Here is a 15641-nt window from a genome sequence, read left to right on the forward strand (position 1 = left end):
TTCCGGCCACCACCGTCCGGCGGCAGGACATGAATGGGAGCGACGTTCGCAATGAATCTCAACATTCCGTATCGATCGCCGTCCGATGCTTTCGCCGTCACGGCTGCAAGGCGGCCGGACGCGCCATTCCTGCTGGCGCCCGCGAGTGCGCAACTGCCCTACGCACCGGAAGGATTCAAGATCGAATACGGCGCGTTCAAGACCGATGTTGACCGGCTTCGAGCCGAATATGCGGCCGCCGGCTACGGGCGCGGCGCGCGGGTCGCCTTACTACTCGAAAATCGGCCGGTTTTCTTTCGGCATTGGCTCGCGCTCAATGCGCTCGGGGTTTCGATCGTTCCGATCAATCCGGACATACGCCCCGACGAACTATCCTTCCAGCTCGAGCTGTCACAGGCGGACCTGCTGGTGGCGATGCCGGATCGCATCCACGTGACGAAAGATGCGGCACTCGGACGAGCCCGCCTCATCGATACCGACAGCCGCATCCCGCCGTGCCAGACGGACGTCAGTGCCCAAAGCCCCGAGTTCAATGATGAATGCGCGCTGCTGTTCACTTCAGGCAGCACCGGCAAGCCAAAGGGCTGCATGCTCTCGAACCGCTATTTCCTGCAGGTCGCCGACTGGTATCTCGCGCAGGGCGGCGTGGCGGAGCTACAGCCAGACCGCGAGATCAACCTGACGCCGTTGCCGATGTTTCACATGAACGCACTCGGCTGCAGCGCTGTCGGCATGATGGTGCTCGGCGGCGCCGTGGTTCCGCTCGACCGCTTCCACGCCAATCGCTGGTGGCAGTGTGTGGCCGATAGTGGCGCAACGGTCGTACATTGTCTGGGCGTCATCCCGGCCATTCTGCTGCAGCTGCCTGTAACTGAAGTAGAACGACAGCATCGGGTGCGCTTCGCCTTCGCGCCCGGCGTCGATGTCCGCCACCGCACCACCTTCGAGGAGCGCTATCGCATCCCGATCGTCGAGGCCTGGGCGATGACCGAGACCGGCGGTGCGGCGGCAACGACCACCGCGCGTGAGCCGGCGGGATTTGGCGCGCGCTGCGTCGGCCGACCATCGGAAGGCATGGAGTATCGCCTCGTTGACGATCAGGGCGCCGATGTCGCGCCAGGCAAGCCCGGCGAACTGCTGGTCCGCGCCAAGGGCGACAATGCCCGGGCTGGCTTCTTCAGCGGTTACCTGAAGGACGAAGAGGCTACCGAAGCGGCGTGGAAGGATGGCTGGTTCCACACCGGCGATCTGGTGTTCGCTGACGAAGACGGCCTTCTGTATTTCTTCGATCGCAAGAAGACCATCGTGCGGCGCAGCGGCGAGAACATTGGCGTGCTCGAGGTCGAGAGCGCGCTTTACATGGATACGCGCATCGGCGGCTGCGCGGTGACGCCCGTCCCCGACGACATCCGCGGCGAAGAGGTTTTTGCTTTCATCGTGCCGAATGCGGAGGTCGACGATGCAGCCGCGCTCGCGGCTTCGATTGTCAAAACCTGCGCCGAGCGCCTCGCCTATCACAAGGTGCCCGGCTACGTCGCCATCGTCGACGAACTTCCCTTGTCGTCAACGCGCAAGCTCGCGCGGGGCGAGATCAAGACGTTGGCGGCTGCCACTGTCAGCGCAAATCGCGCGATCGACATGCGCGCGCTGAAGGCGAAGCTGCGCCACGGCTGAGCCGCGCGCAGGCCGCTGCTATCATGGCAGCAGCTTGTATTTCCCGCCTTCGATCTGGACCAGTATCCGCGCGCGGCTATCGACGCCGTGACGGTCGGCCGGCGTATAGGTATAGATGCCGTGCGCGCCCACCACGTCCTTGGTCGTGAACAGGGCTTCGCGCAGCGCATTGCGAAAGGCTGGCGTCCCGGGCGTCGCTCCTGTCGCCTTGGCGCGCTTGGCGGCATCCATGAACACCAGCCAGCCATCGAAAGCATAGGGCGAAAAAGCATCGGCCGGCGCCTCGCCGTTGGCTTTCTCATAGGCCGCGCGGAATGCGAGCGCGACCTTGCGGATCGGATTACTCTCGGGAAGCTGTTCGCCTGCCGTCACCGGCCCAGTCGGGCAGATGATGCCCTCGGCGGATTTGCCGGCGAGCCGCAGGAAATCCGCGCTGATCATGCCGTGATTGCCGTAGAGCGGCCCCTTGTAACCTCGCTCGGATAGAGCGATTACGGGCAACGCGCCGGGCGTTCCGGTGCCGCCCAGCATGATCGCGTCGGGCCGCAGGGAAACTGCACGCAGCACCTGCGCAGTGACCGAGTTGTCGGAGCGTGCATAGCGTTCGTTGGCGATCACCTTGATCTCGGCCTTCTCGGCGCTTTGCAGCAGCGAATTATACATCAGGTCGCCAAAGGCGTCGGAGAAGCCGATGAAGGCCACGGTCTTTATTTTGCGGTTCTTCATGTGATCGACGATGCCCTGGACGAGCAGCGGCGTCGGCTGCGGGGTTTGCACAACCCACGGCCCGCCCTCTCCGGCCGGCACTGGCGCGATCGGCGAGACCGCCACCATTGGGACCTTCATTTCGATCGCTGCCGTGGCCATCGCCAGTGTCTGTGGCGCGCCTGATGTCCCGATCAGGAAATCGACCTTTTCCTGCTCGACCAGCTTGCGCGCGTTGCGCGTCGACGCAGCCGGGTCCGAGCCGTCATCGAGCTGAATGACGCGAACTTTCTCGCCATCGATCTCGCCGATATGGGCTTGGCCCGCGGCAAGTCCCTTGGCGTTCGGCACACCGATCGAGGACACCGGCCCGCTCAAACCGGTAACGAAACCGACGAGGATTTCGGCACGCGCCGGCGCCACGGCGGCAAGCAAGAGAGCGGCGCCGATCAACAAAGTCTTTTTCTTGTTCATGATGTCACTCGAGTGTGGACGATGAGCTCAACGTTGCCCGGGTACCAGCGCAAGCACGCGCAACGGACTGCCAGAGCCATTCTGGATTTTGAGCGGCGCGGCCACGATCACCGCGCCGGTTGGCGGAAGCTGATCGAGGTTACACAGGCACTGCAGGCCGTAACGCCCGCCGCCGTGAAGGAAATGATGCGCCGGATACGGAGGATCGAGATGCCCGGCCTGGCCGGCATCGGTGCCGATCGTCTCAGTGCCGAGGCCCATGATGCCACGCTCCTCGACGAGCCAGCGCATCACGGCTGCATCCGGCCCCGGCGTGTGCGCGCCGTCGTCTTTCAAGTTGGCATAGTCGCGCCAACTTTTCTTCGACCAGTCGGTACGCAGCAGCACCCAGTGCCGTTCCGGAATCCGCCCGTGGCTTTTTTCCCAGGCTTCGACCACCGGTATCGTCAAAAGGAAATCCGCATCCTTTGCGGCTTGCGCCGAGCAATCGATCATGCAGGCCGGCGCGATCATGTCGCGCACCGGCAACGTGTCGACGGCGTTGTTCGGCAGGTCCTTGCCGGTGAACCAGTGGATCGGCGCATCGAAATGCGTACCGGTGTGCTCCCCAAAGGTGAGATTGTTCCAGTACCAGGCAGGGCCATTCGCGTCGTAGCGCGAAATCTGCTGGATGCGGACCGGCGCGGCCTGGCCAAATTCCGGCGGCAGCACGATGACCGGAAAATCGGGACTGAGGGTGAAGGTCAGATCGACGACACGCACCGCGCCGGATGCAACCGCGCCGGCAAATTGCATGAGACTGTTGCTGTCCATTGCGCTTCTCCCGTTCTCAACAACCCTGCCTACGCCCCTAGCTCACGCTCGACTGCTTTGGGGTTGGCGGCCAGGCGCTGGCGAATGTCTTCGGCGACGTCGCCTACGAACACATCTTCAAGCCCGCGCTTGAGCGCCGACACGATCGCACTCGCCACCGCGCGGGGCGCCACCTTCGGCGGCGGCACCGTCTGGAACCATTCGATATCGAGCGGCCCGGTGAACACGTTCACCACCTTGACACCGCCGGGCCGAAGCTCCGCCCGCAGGCAGTGCGACAGCGACAGACAGGCAGCCTGCGACGCCGAATAGGCGCCAAACACCGGCCAGTTCGCCAGCGCATAGACAGAGAGGATATTGATCCAGGCAGCGGCGCTGTTGACGCCATCGGAGCCCCGCATCCGCATCGCCGGCCCGAACGCCTGCGCCAAATGCACGAAACCGAGATAGCTCTGGTCGATCTCATCGCGCACGACGCTGGTGCCTTGCCGATCGAGCAGCCCGCCGGCGCGGACATGCTCGGTGGTATTGACGAGGATATCGACCTTGCCGCCGATATCGGCCGCCAGATCTGCGACCGACTTCTCGTCACCGATATCAAGCGGGACGATCTCGACACCCTCCATGGCGCGTAACGCATCCTCCCCGCGGAATGGCTTCCACGGCTCAGCGAGGCCGACGAACACGATCGACGCGCCCGCCGCCTTCAGTGCGCCCACCGTTTCCTGACCGACGATGCTGCGCCCGTTGGTCACCAGAGCGCGCCGGAATTTTGGATCAGCCGTCATCTCACGCCACTGCCTGTCGTCCGTCATGTTGGGGGTCTCACGTTCGGGGTGCGCGAAGGCGACGGCCTGCCCGCTCTTGTCCAGTTGGAACGACATCACAACCGGCCTGTCCTCTTCGCAATCGGCATGCAGGTGCGTCACCAGTTTCGGCCCGCAGTCCATCGCGACCAGACCGACGCGCCATGGCGCGCGCTCGCGGAAGTGCACGTCCGCCGGGACATGCAGCGTCGTTTCGGACAAAAGCGTCCCTCGCCGCGGCGCGTCCGTGACGGTGAGATCGGCGGAAAGGCACGTGGGGCATGCATCGCGCGCCGGATAACAGAACGTTCCGCAGGCACCACAGCGCTGCAGCATGAAGCGCCCCTCGGCGGCGGCCAGCGTAAAACCATGCGAGGCGCGGCTGCGTGCGCGCGGCGGCGACGTCGGCAGCCGCGTCCGCTGCAAAGGGTTCTTCCGGCGCGGTCTGATGATCGGTTCGATCATGCGCCTGGTCCCGCGAGGATCGCCGCGCCCGAAGCGAGGCCGCGATCATAGTTGATCATTCCAAAACCCGAAGCCAACCCGATACGTGCATCCCTAACCTGCGTCGGACCGGCTTGACCAAGAACCTGGCGCAGGGCCTCGACCACGCCGAGATAGGCGCCGCCCGCACCGGCCTGCCCGACCGATAACTGGCCGCCGGAGGTGTTGTGCGGGAAGCTGCCGTCGATCGTGAGATCGTGCTGCCGCACGAAATCGGCCCCTTCGCCCTTACGGCAGAAGCCGAGGTCCTCGAACTGCATCATCGAGATCACCGGATAATCGTCATAGGTCTCGACGAAATCGAGATCGTCCGGCTTGACGCCGGCCATCGCGTAGAGCTCATCGATATCCATCGCCCATCCGCCGCGCACCTGAACGGGGTCGTCGCCAAATGCATTGTGGCGCTCGATCGTGCTAAGAATTTTGGCGGCGGGCAGGTTCAGGGACGCGGCGACATCCTCGCCCATCACGAGGAATGCCTCTGCGCCGGCGCACGGCATCACGCAGTCGAACAGATGGATCGGATCGGCGATCGGCCGCGCCGACATGTATTGCTCGATGGTCAGCGGCGCTTTCATCAGGGCGTTGGGGTTGCGGAGCGCATTGCTCCGCTGGGCGACGGCGATTTTGCCAAAATCCTCGCGCTTGGCGCCGAACGTTCGCATGTAGTTGTGCGCGATCAATGCAAAGCTCGCATTGGCGCCGCCGGCGCCATAGGGATAGACGGCATCCTGGTTGAAGCGCGAGAAGTTTTCGAGCGTATAGCGGAAGGAATCGACGTGGTTGGTGTCGCCGGCCACGCAGGCCACGATGCGTGCGTCACCCGCCTGCACCGCCCGCGCGGCGCGGCGCAGCGCGGCAATTGCGCTCGCGCCACCGAGCGGAATGGTGTCGATCCATCGCACGCAGAGGCCGAAATGCTGGGTGAGCCCGATCCCGCTGTCGAGCCCCGCCGTGAAACTTGAAACACAGAAGCCGTCGATGTCGCGCGGCGTGATTCCGGCGCCATCGACCAGCGCCTTCAGCGCGCGGCCGATCCACCATTGCGCGCTCTCGATTGAGTAGCGCACGTAGGGTATTGTCACCGGAACCGCCATCACGACCCGATCATAAGGTGTTCGGACGGACTTTTGCATCGGACTGCAGGTTCCTATCGCGCGATGTTCAGAGCACGGTCAGTTTAACGTCGATATTGCCGCGCGTTGCGTTGGAATAAGGACAGCGTTCGTGCGCGCCGGCAACGACTTCCTCGGCTACGGACTTTTCTATGCCGGGGAGTTGCACCTTGAGCTCGACCGTGAGCGCGTAGCCGACCGCGACCGGGCCCATGCCGACCTTGGCGGTGACGGTCGGTTCTGCCGACGGCGTGATCTTGCGCGTGCGAGCGACGAGTTTTACCGCGCCGAGAAAACACGCGGCATAGCCGGCGGCAAAAAGCTGCTCGGGATTGGTCCCCGGTCCGCCCGGCCCACCCAGTGATTTCGGCAACGACAGCGACACCGACAGAAGCCCGTCATCGCTCGCAGCCTTGCCGTCGCGCCCGCCGGTCGCCGTTACCTCGGCTTCATACAGAATCTTGTCTGGCTGCAGCATGTCTTGTCCTTACCGGTTCTTTGCTTTGTCGCCGTGCGTACGCGATACCGTCGCGCGGAAATCCTGGCGGGCACGGTCATTGGCCAACGCGAAGCTGGCCCCCCGGCTCGGCTCGGTGCCGTTGAGGCGGTGCAGTTGCACCCACATCTCGGCGCTCTTCAGCGCCACCGCCGCGCAGTTCACCACGGGCGCATAGCCGATCTTGAAACCACGCTCGCTCGCAATCAGTAGACCGGGCAACACGCCGGCCGGAATGATGACGTCGGCGCCGCGATCGACCAGCGACTGGGCGCAGGCCGTAAAGTCGCTCAGCATGCGTACCTTCGCCGCCGCATCGCCTGCAAACGCGGCGCTGAAATCTTCGGGACGGCAGCCCATGCCGGTGACATGCACCACACGGCCGGAAAGTCCGTAGCGATCGGCCTGCTCGTAATGCCAAACTTCGAAAGCTGAATCGAGCGTGACAAGGCCGAGCCGACGGCCGAGTTGCGAGGCCGCCAGCAGCGTGGCTTCGCCGGTGCCGACCACCGGGATAGTCAGCGCCGAACGCAGTTCGTACAATCCCGGATCCTGGAAGTGGCCCATGACGTAGGCGTCGAAGCCGCTCTCCTGCGCTGCGAGTCCGTTGTCGACCGCCTGAATGGCACAACGGAATTCGCTCAAGCGGCCGAAGTCGCGATCGGCGGGCGTGATGCCTTCGACGTGGACGCTGGTGCCGGGCGCCGCGATCTCGTTCAGATAGGCCGCAAGCCGTGCCATGTAGGGCCCGCTAGTAGCCTGATCGACGAAGCTCTGCCAGAAGATGCGCACAGCGGATATCCCGTTCACAGGCGACGCGTGCCGATCGGTCCTCAAATCCACCGCAGTCTGAGAGAACACTACGACATTCACAAGCCGGCGATGTGAAGGCGCACGATAGCTATCGCCATTCCATCGACCGAAATATTTCAACCACAAAATAATTTTCGCGTCAATTGAACGGCTTTCCGACGATCGCTGCGCGCGACAAGATCGAGTTGCCGAAAGGACAGGCAGACAGCGCCTCACCCTTTTGCATAGCGAATTCAGCTTTCGCGCTTGCACGCGCCTCCGCAAACTTTTCCGCAAACGCACGAAGCTGGCGTATTGACGTTCGGCTGATAAATACTTTAGGCTTTAAACAATTGACGGGCATCGGCGCCTGCGCGGGCACGCGTCGCATTGGTATTTGCGTTGATAAAGGTCATCAATCGTGGCTGAGATTATCGACCTCGGAACAGCAGGTGTTGCAGACGGGTTCGCATTCGCCGCGGTTAGATGCGGCGTTTCAGGTGCTGTTCCCGCCCTTGGCTGGCTCGACGTCGACGAAGTCGCGGACCAAGGCGGCGAAGGCCTCCGGCATCTGATCGGGAAGCGGCACCATGCCTCCTGAGAGCTCGCGCAAGATGCTACCCTTGATAGCTCCAGCAACTCTTGGAGCCACGGGATGAACGTGCGGATCGGCTGTCGGAGCAATGACCAGCGTGGGACACTGGATGCTTCCCAGACGATCTTCCATCCGATAGCGATTCACCACCCGGTGACCTTCCGCCGCCATCTCACGAGCCCGCAACGCATCGACCATAAAGCGCTGCAGCAAATCGATATCATCAGCAGGATAGAACGGCTGCCGGCGCGCCCAGAGCTCGGTGAGATGCGAGCCGTCGGTACGCGCCTCGACCTCGTCGATCACACGCGTGCCGTCATGCTTGGCCCGGCGCGCCGCATCGACGAAAGGACAGGCCGAGAGCACCAGTGCGCTCACCCGCGCAGGCGCCGAGGCCGCCATTTCGACCGCGATTACCGCACCGGTGTGATGGCCCACGATCGCGGCCCGCGGCTCTTCCAGCGCATCGAGCAGCGCGAACGCCCCTTCAGCCCACAGTTCAATCGAAGGATCAGCGGCAGGCCGATCGGAATCTCCGAAGCCGAGCGTATCCATTGCGATCGCGCGGAAATCGCGGCCGAGCAGCGGCAGCACATCACGGTATTCGTCCCACGAGCGTGGCGTCTGATGCAGCAGGAGAACGGGAAACCCGGTTCCGGCCATAGCGACATGGATGCGGCCAAGATGCGTCGTGACGAAGCGGCGCTCGAGATTGGAACCGACATTGCTGACGCTCATTTCATAACTCCCATCCGGAGGCGGGGACCAGACCCGCGCCGGGTTTCGGCGACAATCACGGCATCGATCGTGCTGGTCCGACCTCGATCCATGCTGACATCTCGCTCAGGTCGCGGCTGTTTTCAACCAAGGGGAATGCAATGCGCAAGATGTTGAGTTTGACTGCCCTCATCGGCGGCCTCGTCGCGGCCTCGACCGCACAGGCCGATATCACGATCGGATTCGTCACCTCGCTCAGCGGGCCCGGCTCCTCGATCGGCATCCCCTATGGGCGCGGCATCCAGGCCGCGATGGAATACAAGAGCGAGGTCAACGGCGAGAAGATCAAACTGATCCAGCTCGATGACGGCTCCGATCCTTCCGCCGCAACCCGCAACGCGCGCAAGCTGATTGAGGAAGAGAAGGTCGATCTCCTGATCGGCACCGCAACCGCCCCATCGACCATTGCGATGATGGCGGTCGCGACCGAACTCAAGGTGCCGATGATCGCCGTCTCCCCGGTGATCGGACAGCCAAATCCGGCCGACCAATGGGGCATTTCCGTTCCGCAACCCGCTTCGCTGCTGGTCAAGGTCGTCGCCGATCGCATGAAGCGCGATGCCATGAAGAATATCGGCTATATCGGCTTTTCCGATGCATGGGGCGATCTTGTCTATAACGGCGCCAAGGCGGTGGAAACCGAGGACGGCATCAAGGTGCTGACCAACGAACGCTATGCGCGCGTCGATACGTCGGTCACCGGCCAGATCCTTAAAGTTCTCGCGGTGCGTCCGGATGCCGTGCTGATCGGCGGATCGGGCACGCAGGGCGCGCTGCCGCTGCTTGCGCTTGGCGAGCGTGGCTTCAAGGGCAAGACCTACGGCACGGTAGCGTTGGTCAATCCCGATTTCGTGCGCGTCGGCGGCAAGGCCGCGGAAGGCATTCAGGTCTCGGCCGGCCCGGTCATCGTGGCCGAGCAGCTTCCCGACAGCCATTTCGCCAAGAAGCTCGCGCTCGAATTCCGCGCCGCTTACCAGAAGGCCAATAATCTCCCGACCACGGACGGCTTCTCGGCCTACTCCTTCGACGGCTGGACGATCTTCACGTCCGCCGCCGCGCGCGCGCTGAAGACTGCGAAACCCGGCACCGTCGAATTCCGCAAGGCCCTACGCGACGAGATTCTCAACACCAAGGAGCTCTCGGGCGTGCACGCGGTCTACAACTTCAAACCCGGTGCCTATCACGGCGTGGACGAGCGCGCGCTGGTAATCGTCCGCCTGGTCAACGGCGCCTGGACCTACCAGCCCTGAGTGATGCCGACGCGTGACACGGAAGGACGACTGAGGGCATGACGGCAGACATCGCAGCGATCCTTGCCATCGACGGAATAGCCACCGGGGCGGTCTACGCCCTGGTGGCGATCGGCACCGTGCTGATCTTCACCGTGACGCGGGTGATCTTCATTCCGTTCGGCGACATCGCAGCCTTCACGGCGTTGACGCTGGCAGCGCTCGACGCCAAGCAGCTTCCCGGAACGATCGGGCTGGTTGTCGTGTTGGCGTGCATGGCCTGCACGATGGAAGTCGTCTCGCTGGCGCGATCCGGCGAGCTTCGCGCGGTACCGAAGGCCGTCCTCTTCTATCTCGTGTTGCCCCTGATCGTGGTCGGGGTCGTCTGGCTAACGATGCGGTTCACTCCGCCGATGCCGGTCAGAATCGTACTGGCGCTTCTCTTGATCATGCCGATCTCGCCACTGCTGGACCGGATCGTGTTTCGCCCGATCGCAGACGCCTCGGTTCTCCTGTTGCTGACGGTCTCAGTCGCGCTGCACTTCGCACTGGTCGGACTCGGCCTGCTGTTCTTCGGCCCTGAAGGCGTCAGGACCGAGCCGCTGACCTCGATGGCAATCGAGATCGCCGGCATGCACGTCTCCGGACAGACGGTGCTGATCCTGGCCGCCGCGCTGGTGTTCAGCGGCCTGCTGTTTCTGTTCTTCGACTTCACGCTGATCGGCAAGGCGCTGCGCGGAACCGCCCTGAACCGGACCGGCGCCCGGCTGATGGGTATCAGGCCGGCGCGTGCCGGGACCATCGCCTATCTCCTGGGATCATTAATGGCCGGCGTCTCCGGCATCCTGATCGCGCCTGTGAACACCATCTTCTACGACTCCGGATTCCTGCTCGGCCTGAAAGCCTTTGTCGGCGCGATCGTCGGCGGCATGGCCAGCTATCCAGGCGCGGCGCTCGGCGCGTTCGGTGTCGGCCTTCTCGAAAGCTTCGCCTCGTTCCAGAGCAGCACCCTGAAGGACGTCATTGTCTTCTCGCTGTTGATTCCCGTCCTGCTCTGGCGCTCGCTCGCCTCGCAGCATTCCGAAGAGGAAGTCGAGGAATGACACTGCAGCAGATCCGTCTCATCATTGCCGCAGCGATCGCCTGCCTCGTGGCGGCTCCCTTTGTGCTCAATCCGTTCAGCATCACCCTGCTGAACTATATCGGCATCTACTCGCTTGCGGCCATCGGCTTGGCATTATTGACCGGCGTCGGCGGCATCGTCTCGTTCGGCCAGGCAGCCTTTGTCGGCGTCGCGGCTTATTCGACAGCGTGGGTCACTGCGCTGAACGGCTATTCGCCATGGCTCGGACTGGTGCTCGCCGTCATCCTGACCTGCAGCATCGCGGCGATCCTGGGCTTCGTGACGCTGCGCCTGGGTGGGCATTTCCTGTCGCTGAGCACGGTCGCCTGGGGACTGGCGATCGCATTCCTGTTCGGCAACATCCAGGGGCTCGGCCAACATAACGGCATTTCGGGCATTCCGCCGATCTCGATCGGCCCCGTTGCTCTGGTCGAGAGCCGGCAGATCTACTTCCTGATCTGGGCGATCGTCGTCGCGGTGCTTCTCCTCTGCTACAACCTTCTCGACTCCCGCATCGGCCGCGCAATGCGCGCGCTACGCGGCGGCAATACGCTGGTCGAAAGCCTCGGCATCAACGCATTTCAGATCAAGCTGGTGACATTCGTCATCACCGCTTTCCTCGGCGCATTATCTGGATGGCTCTACGCCCACCTCGGCCGGTTCGTCAGCCCTGGTCCGTTCGAAGCCGGGATGGGCATCGAATATCTGATGATGGCGATGGTCGGCGGCGCCGGTAGCATTTTGGGCGGTGTGGTTGGTGCTGCGATCGTCACGCTGCTGAAGAACACCGTGCAGGACTACCTGCCGCTGATTGCGAAGGGCGCTTCCGGCCAGCTTGAGATCGTTGCGTTCTCGGCGTTGTTCATCCTGTTTCTGCAACGGGCACGGCAAGGCATCGTGCCGTTCCTCGCAGGCTTTCTGCCCGACGTGAAGCAGTCCCGTCCGCAAGCCGCGGCTCCGTTGCCGCGCCGCGAGCAACCTGCGCCCGGCACGCTTCTTCTTAAAGTGAGCGGCGCGCAGCGGCGGTTTGGCGGCCTCGTCGCCGTCAACAATGTCAGCTTCGAAGTGAAATCCGGCGAGATCCTCGGCCTGATCGGACCGAACGGCGCCGGCAAGACCACCATGTTCAACCTGCTCACGGGGGCCCTGCGCGCCAACAGCGGCGAGATCGCGTTTGCTGGCCGCTCGATCACCCGCGACCAGCAATTTCACATCGCCCGGTCCGGAATCTCCCGCACCTTCCAGCACGTCAAGCTGCGCCCCCGCATGACGCTGCTCGACAACGTACTGCTCGGCACCTATTCGCGGACCAGAACCGGCCTGCTCGCCGGCGCGTTGCGTCTGAACCACGCGGAAGAGGCCAGCGCACGTTATGAGGCGCTGCAGCAGCTCGAACGCGTCGGACTCGGCGACAAGCCATTCGAGCTAGCCGGCAATCTGCCGCTCGGCAATCAACGCGTGCTCGAAATCGCCCGCGCGCTCGCCGCCGATCCGACGCTGCTCGTCCTCGACGAGCCGGCGGCCGGCCTGCGTCGCCAGGAAAAGCTGAAGCTTGCCGAGCTATTGCGGTCGCTGCGCGCCGATCATCTGACGATCCTTTTGGTCGAGCACGACATGGAGTTCGTAATGTCGCTGGTCGATCGTATCGTCGTGCTCGATTTCGGCTCCAAGCTCTGCGAAGGCGAACCGGCGGCAATACGCAACGATGCCCGCGTCCAGGAAGCCTATCTCGGAGGTGTTGCGTGACCCAGATGTTCTCGATCGAGAATGTATCGGTCGCCTACGGCAAGGTGGAGGCGGTACGCGATGTCTCGCTTTCAGTCGAGCAAGGGCAGATCGTGACCGTGATCGGGCCGAACGGCGCCGGCAAGACGACGCTGCTGATGGCCGCCATCGGCCTACTGAAGTCCACAGGGCGGATGGTCTTTCAAGGCGCCGATCTCTCGCGGATCGACGTCGAGGGCCGCGTCGAGCGCGGCCTGTGCCTCGTGCCCGAAAAGCGCGAGCTGTTTGCCGACATGTCGGTCGCCGACAATCTGTTGCTCGGCACCTACAGCCTGCGCGACCGCTCGACGACGCGCAAGAGCCTCGACGATGTGTTCGACCGCTTTCCGCGGCTCAAGGAGCGCAGCAAGCAAGCCGCCGGCACGCTGTCGGGCGGCGAGCGGCAAATGCTGGCGCTTGGGCGCGCGCTGATGGCGAAGCCTAAGCTCCTCGTGCTCGATGAACCCAGCCTCGGCCTTGCGCCGCTGATCGTCCGGGAAATCTTCCGCACCATCGCCTCGCTGCGCAGCCTCGGCGTGTCGGTCCTGCTGGTCGAGCAGAACGCCCGCGCAGCGCTGGAGACTGCGGATTACGGCTATGTGCTGGAAACCGGCGAGATCATCCAGTCCGGGCCGGCGGACACCCTGATCCACGACCCCAAACTGATCGCGGCCTATCTCGGCGGCCACTGAAGCGATGGCCCTCGCTTCAGGCGACGGGTTCGCGGGCGAGACCCATGGCACGAAGCGCCGACGCAAACGCTGCAAGCCGCTGCTCGCGATAGGCGGCCTGATCAACGCCCTCATAGTTCATAAATCCCTGCCCGGTCTTCATGCCGATGCGGCCCTCGCGCATATTGGCGGTAATGATCGGCGGCGCGGCGTAGCGGCTGTCGTCGAGCGCTTCGACCAGATAGCGGCTGGCGTGATGCAGGATATCACCGCCGCCCCAATCGATGAATTCGAGCAAGCCCAGCACCGCGAAACGAAATCCGAAGCCATAGATCACGGCCTTGTCGATATCTTCCGCGGAGGCGACACCCTCCTCCACCATCCGGGCGGCCTCGTTCATCGCCAGCGTCTGGATTCGTGGAACGATGAAGCCCGGACGTGCCGCGCAGACTACCGGCACTTTGCCGATACTTTCGAGCAGCGTCTTCATCCGCGCGGTAACTTCCGGCGCGGTGAGCCGCCCGGGAGACAATTCGATCAGCGGCACGAGGTAAGCGGGATTGAGCCAGTGCGCATTGAGAAAGCGGCCGGGATGTTCGATCGATCCGGCGAGATCGTCGACGAGGATCGTCGAGGTAGTGGAGGCGATAATCGGCCCCTCGCCTGCCAGGCGCGAGGCCTCGGCCAGCGCCGCCCGCTTTAACGCGAGGATCTCCGGCATTCCCTCGAAGATGACATCGCAGCGCGGCAACGCTGTAGCCGCCTCGTCCCGGGACATGATCGTGATCCGTCCGGCGATCACGGGCACGAGTTCCGGTGGGAGCAGGCCGATGCGCGAGAGAATCTCGAGCGTCGAACGGATCTCTGCCTTGGCTTCGGCCGCTAACGTCTCGAATGCCGACGCGTCCCGCTCCTTGAAATCGATGACGACAACCTGATGGCCAGCGAAAGCGAACACAACGGCAATGCCGCGGCCCATTCGTCCGGCACCGAGGCATCCGATCACCGGTTTCATCGGAAACCCTCGGCCAGAAGATTTTGCAACGCGGCGCGGTTGAGATTGCCGAGGCCGAGTGAGGACAGGCTCCGGCCCGTCACCGTGAAATCTTCGCCGGTAATGGCGGAGCCGATCGCGAGGAATGCCTTAACTAGCGGCGTGTGCACGCCCGCAAGACCGGCCACCGATGCGAGGAACGACAGGCCGAGACGCAGATCCTCCAGCATGTAGCGGTGCTCCGTGAGAATGAGGCGTTCGGACCAATCGCCGGAATCGGTGAGCTGCTCATGCGCGTCTCGGCCATACATCCAGGATTCGCCGTCGCGCGAATAGTGGTCCGCCAATGGAAAATGCGGCTTTCCATAGCCAAGTGCCTCGCGGACAGCGATGCGCTCGGCGTCGAGGGCGTCCGTCACGCGGCGGATCGCCGGCTGCGTTCCTTCCTGATGGATGTCCCACTTTTCGAAATGTTCGATCGGGCCCGCGTTCATGGTGATCAGCGGCGGGTGAATGATCGGGCCGGCATTCATCAGCGCTGCCGAGAGTGCATCCCCGCATGGCTCGATGGCGTTCGGAAACGCGCGCTCGATCACGCCGAGCGCGTGCGCGGCGAGGCGCTGCGGAAACACGCCGGTCGGCAGCCGCGCGCCCCTGCCCGAGATGCGGACGCTATAAGGACCCTGCTTGCGCGCCAGCCACGGCAGGGTCCCGGTCTCCGCGGTCGCGATCTCGGCGCGGTTGCCTACATCGCGGGCGGCACGGGCGGAGATGTAGGAGCCGAATGTGCCGGGCGGCAGGAACACGACCTGGCCGTCGCGCAAATGCGGTGCGGCCAAATTCGCAATCGCCGGCTGCGCAAAGGCGGGCGCCGGACACAGGATGAGATCAGTCGCGTCGATGGCTTCCGCGATCGAAGACGTGACCACACCCAGCCGGACTTCACGGCGGCCCGATCGATCGATGACCGTGATCGTGCCACCCTCGGCACGATGCGCCTCGACATCTCCGGGATTTCGCCGCCACAGCCGGATTTCATGGCCGGCCAAGGCGAGGTCGCCGGCGGCCGCGAACGAACCGTTTCCGCCACCCAATACTGCGATCTTCAA

Annotated in this window: 15 protein-coding genes; 5 read left to right on the plus strand and 10 right to left on the minus strand. The window is 63.7% G+C overall.

The features are described from left to right. The first annotated feature begins 51 nt into the window (after positions 1-51). Positions 52-1674, plus strand: a complete 1623-nt coding sequence (locus IVA95_RS33695; RefSeq protein ID WP_247514425.1) for an AMP-binding protein — start codon at positions 52-54, stop codon at positions 1672-1674. Between the two features lie 21 nt (positions 1675-1695). On the opposite strand, the gene IVA95_RS33700 is transcribed toward IVA95_RS33695, so the two are convergent. The 8 genes from IVA95_RS33700 to IVA95_RS33735 form a co-directional block, all read right to left on the minus strand. Next, entirely contained in the window at positions 1696-2853 is a 1158-nt protein-coding gene (locus IVA95_RS33700) for an ABC transporter substrate-binding protein (RefSeq protein WP_247514426.1), read from the minus strand. A 27-nt stretch (positions 2854-2880) separates the two neighbouring features. Beyond that, complete coding sequence (locus IVA95_RS33705; protein WP_247514427.1) at positions 2881-3666, minus strand: cyclase family protein; 786 nt, start codon at positions 3664-3666, stop codon at positions 2881-2883. Between the two features lie 29 nt (positions 3667-3695). Then, positions 3696-4937: an SDR family NAD(P)-dependent oxidoreductase gene (locus IVA95_RS33710; RefSeq protein ID WP_247514428.1), complete on the minus strand. Its 1242-nt coding sequence runs from the start codon at positions 4935-4937 to the stop codon at positions 3696-3698. Then, a complete protein-coding gene (locus IVA95_RS33715; RefSeq protein ID WP_247514429.1) occupies positions 4934-6112 on the minus strand; it encodes a thiolase family protein in 1179 nt (392 codons plus the stop codon). The genes IVA95_RS33710 and IVA95_RS33715 overlap by 4 nt, the downstream gene beginning before the upstream one ends. A 28-nt stretch (positions 6113-6140) precedes the next feature. After that, on the minus strand, positions 6141-6569 hold the full coding sequence (locus IVA95_RS33720) for an organic hydroperoxide resistance protein (protein WP_276577754.1): 429 nt from the start codon (positions 6567-6569) through the stop codon (positions 6141-6143). 9 nt (positions 6570-6578) lie between these two features. Then, a complete protein-coding gene (locus tag IVA95_RS33725) occupies positions 6579-7379 on the minus strand; it encodes an aspartate/glutamate racemase family protein (protein ID WP_247514430.1) in 801 nt (266 codons plus the stop codon). A gap of 160 nt (positions 7380-7539) precedes the next feature. Next, entirely contained in the window at positions 7540-7770 is a 231-nt protein-coding gene (locus tag IVA95_RS33730; RefSeq protein WP_247514431.1) for a hypothetical protein, read from the minus strand. Positions 7771-7875: 105 nt separating this feature from the next. After that, positions 7876-8712, minus strand: a complete 837-nt coding sequence (locus IVA95_RS33735; protein ID WP_247514432.1) for an alpha/beta hydrolase — start codon at positions 8710-8712, stop codon at positions 7876-7878. Between the two features lie 140 nt (positions 8713-8852). On the opposite strand from IVA95_RS33735, the gene IVA95_RS33740 reads away from it, so the two are divergent. From IVA95_RS33740 to IVA95_RS33755, 4 genes are read left to right on the plus strand one after another with little or no spacing between them, the layout of a single operon-like run. Then, positions 8853-10001 (plus strand): ABC transporter substrate-binding protein, encoded by a 1149-nt coding sequence (locus tag IVA95_RS33740; RefSeq protein WP_247514433.1) that lies wholly within the window; start codon positions 8853-8855, stop codon positions 9999-10001. Positions 10002-10039: 38 nt separating this feature from the next. Continuing rightward, positions 10040-11083, plus strand: a complete 1044-nt coding sequence (locus IVA95_RS33745) for a branched-chain amino acid ABC transporter permease (RefSeq protein ID WP_247514434.1) — start codon at positions 10040-10042, stop codon at positions 11081-11083. Then, positions 11080-12849, plus strand: a complete 1770-nt coding sequence (locus tag IVA95_RS33750) for a branched-chain amino acid ABC transporter ATP-binding protein/permease (RefSeq protein ID WP_247514435.1) — start codon at positions 11080-11082, stop codon at positions 12847-12849. Before IVA95_RS33745 ends, IVA95_RS33750 begins: the two co-directional genes overlap by 4 nt. Continuing rightward, entirely contained in the window at positions 12846-13559 is a 714-nt protein-coding gene (locus IVA95_RS33755; RefSeq protein ID WP_247514436.1) for an ABC transporter ATP-binding protein, read from the plus strand. Before IVA95_RS33750 ends, IVA95_RS33755 begins: the two co-directional genes overlap by 4 nt. Before the next feature lie 16 nt (positions 13560-13575). Here IVA95_RS33755 and IVA95_RS33760 read toward each other — a convergent pair whose 3' ends face one another. Together IVA95_RS33760 and IVA95_RS33765 are read right to left on the minus strand one after the other, a co-directional pair. Then, positions 13576-14553, minus strand: a complete 978-nt coding sequence (locus IVA95_RS33760; RefSeq protein ID WP_256470354.1) for a 3-hydroxybutyryl-CoA dehydrogenase — start codon at positions 14551-14553, stop codon at positions 13576-13578. Continuing rightward, on the minus strand, positions 14550-15641 hold the full coding sequence (locus IVA95_RS33765) for an NAD/NADP-dependent octopine/nopaline dehydrogenase family protein (protein WP_247514503.1): 1092 nt from the start codon (positions 15639-15641) through the stop codon (positions 14550-14552). Before IVA95_RS33765 ends, IVA95_RS33760 begins: the two co-directional genes overlap by 4 nt.

It is taken from the genome of Bradyrhizobium sp. 157 (assembly GCF_023073815.1).
GTDB lineage: Bacteria > Pseudomonadota > Alphaproteobacteria > Rhizobiales > Xanthobacteraceae > Bradyrhizobium.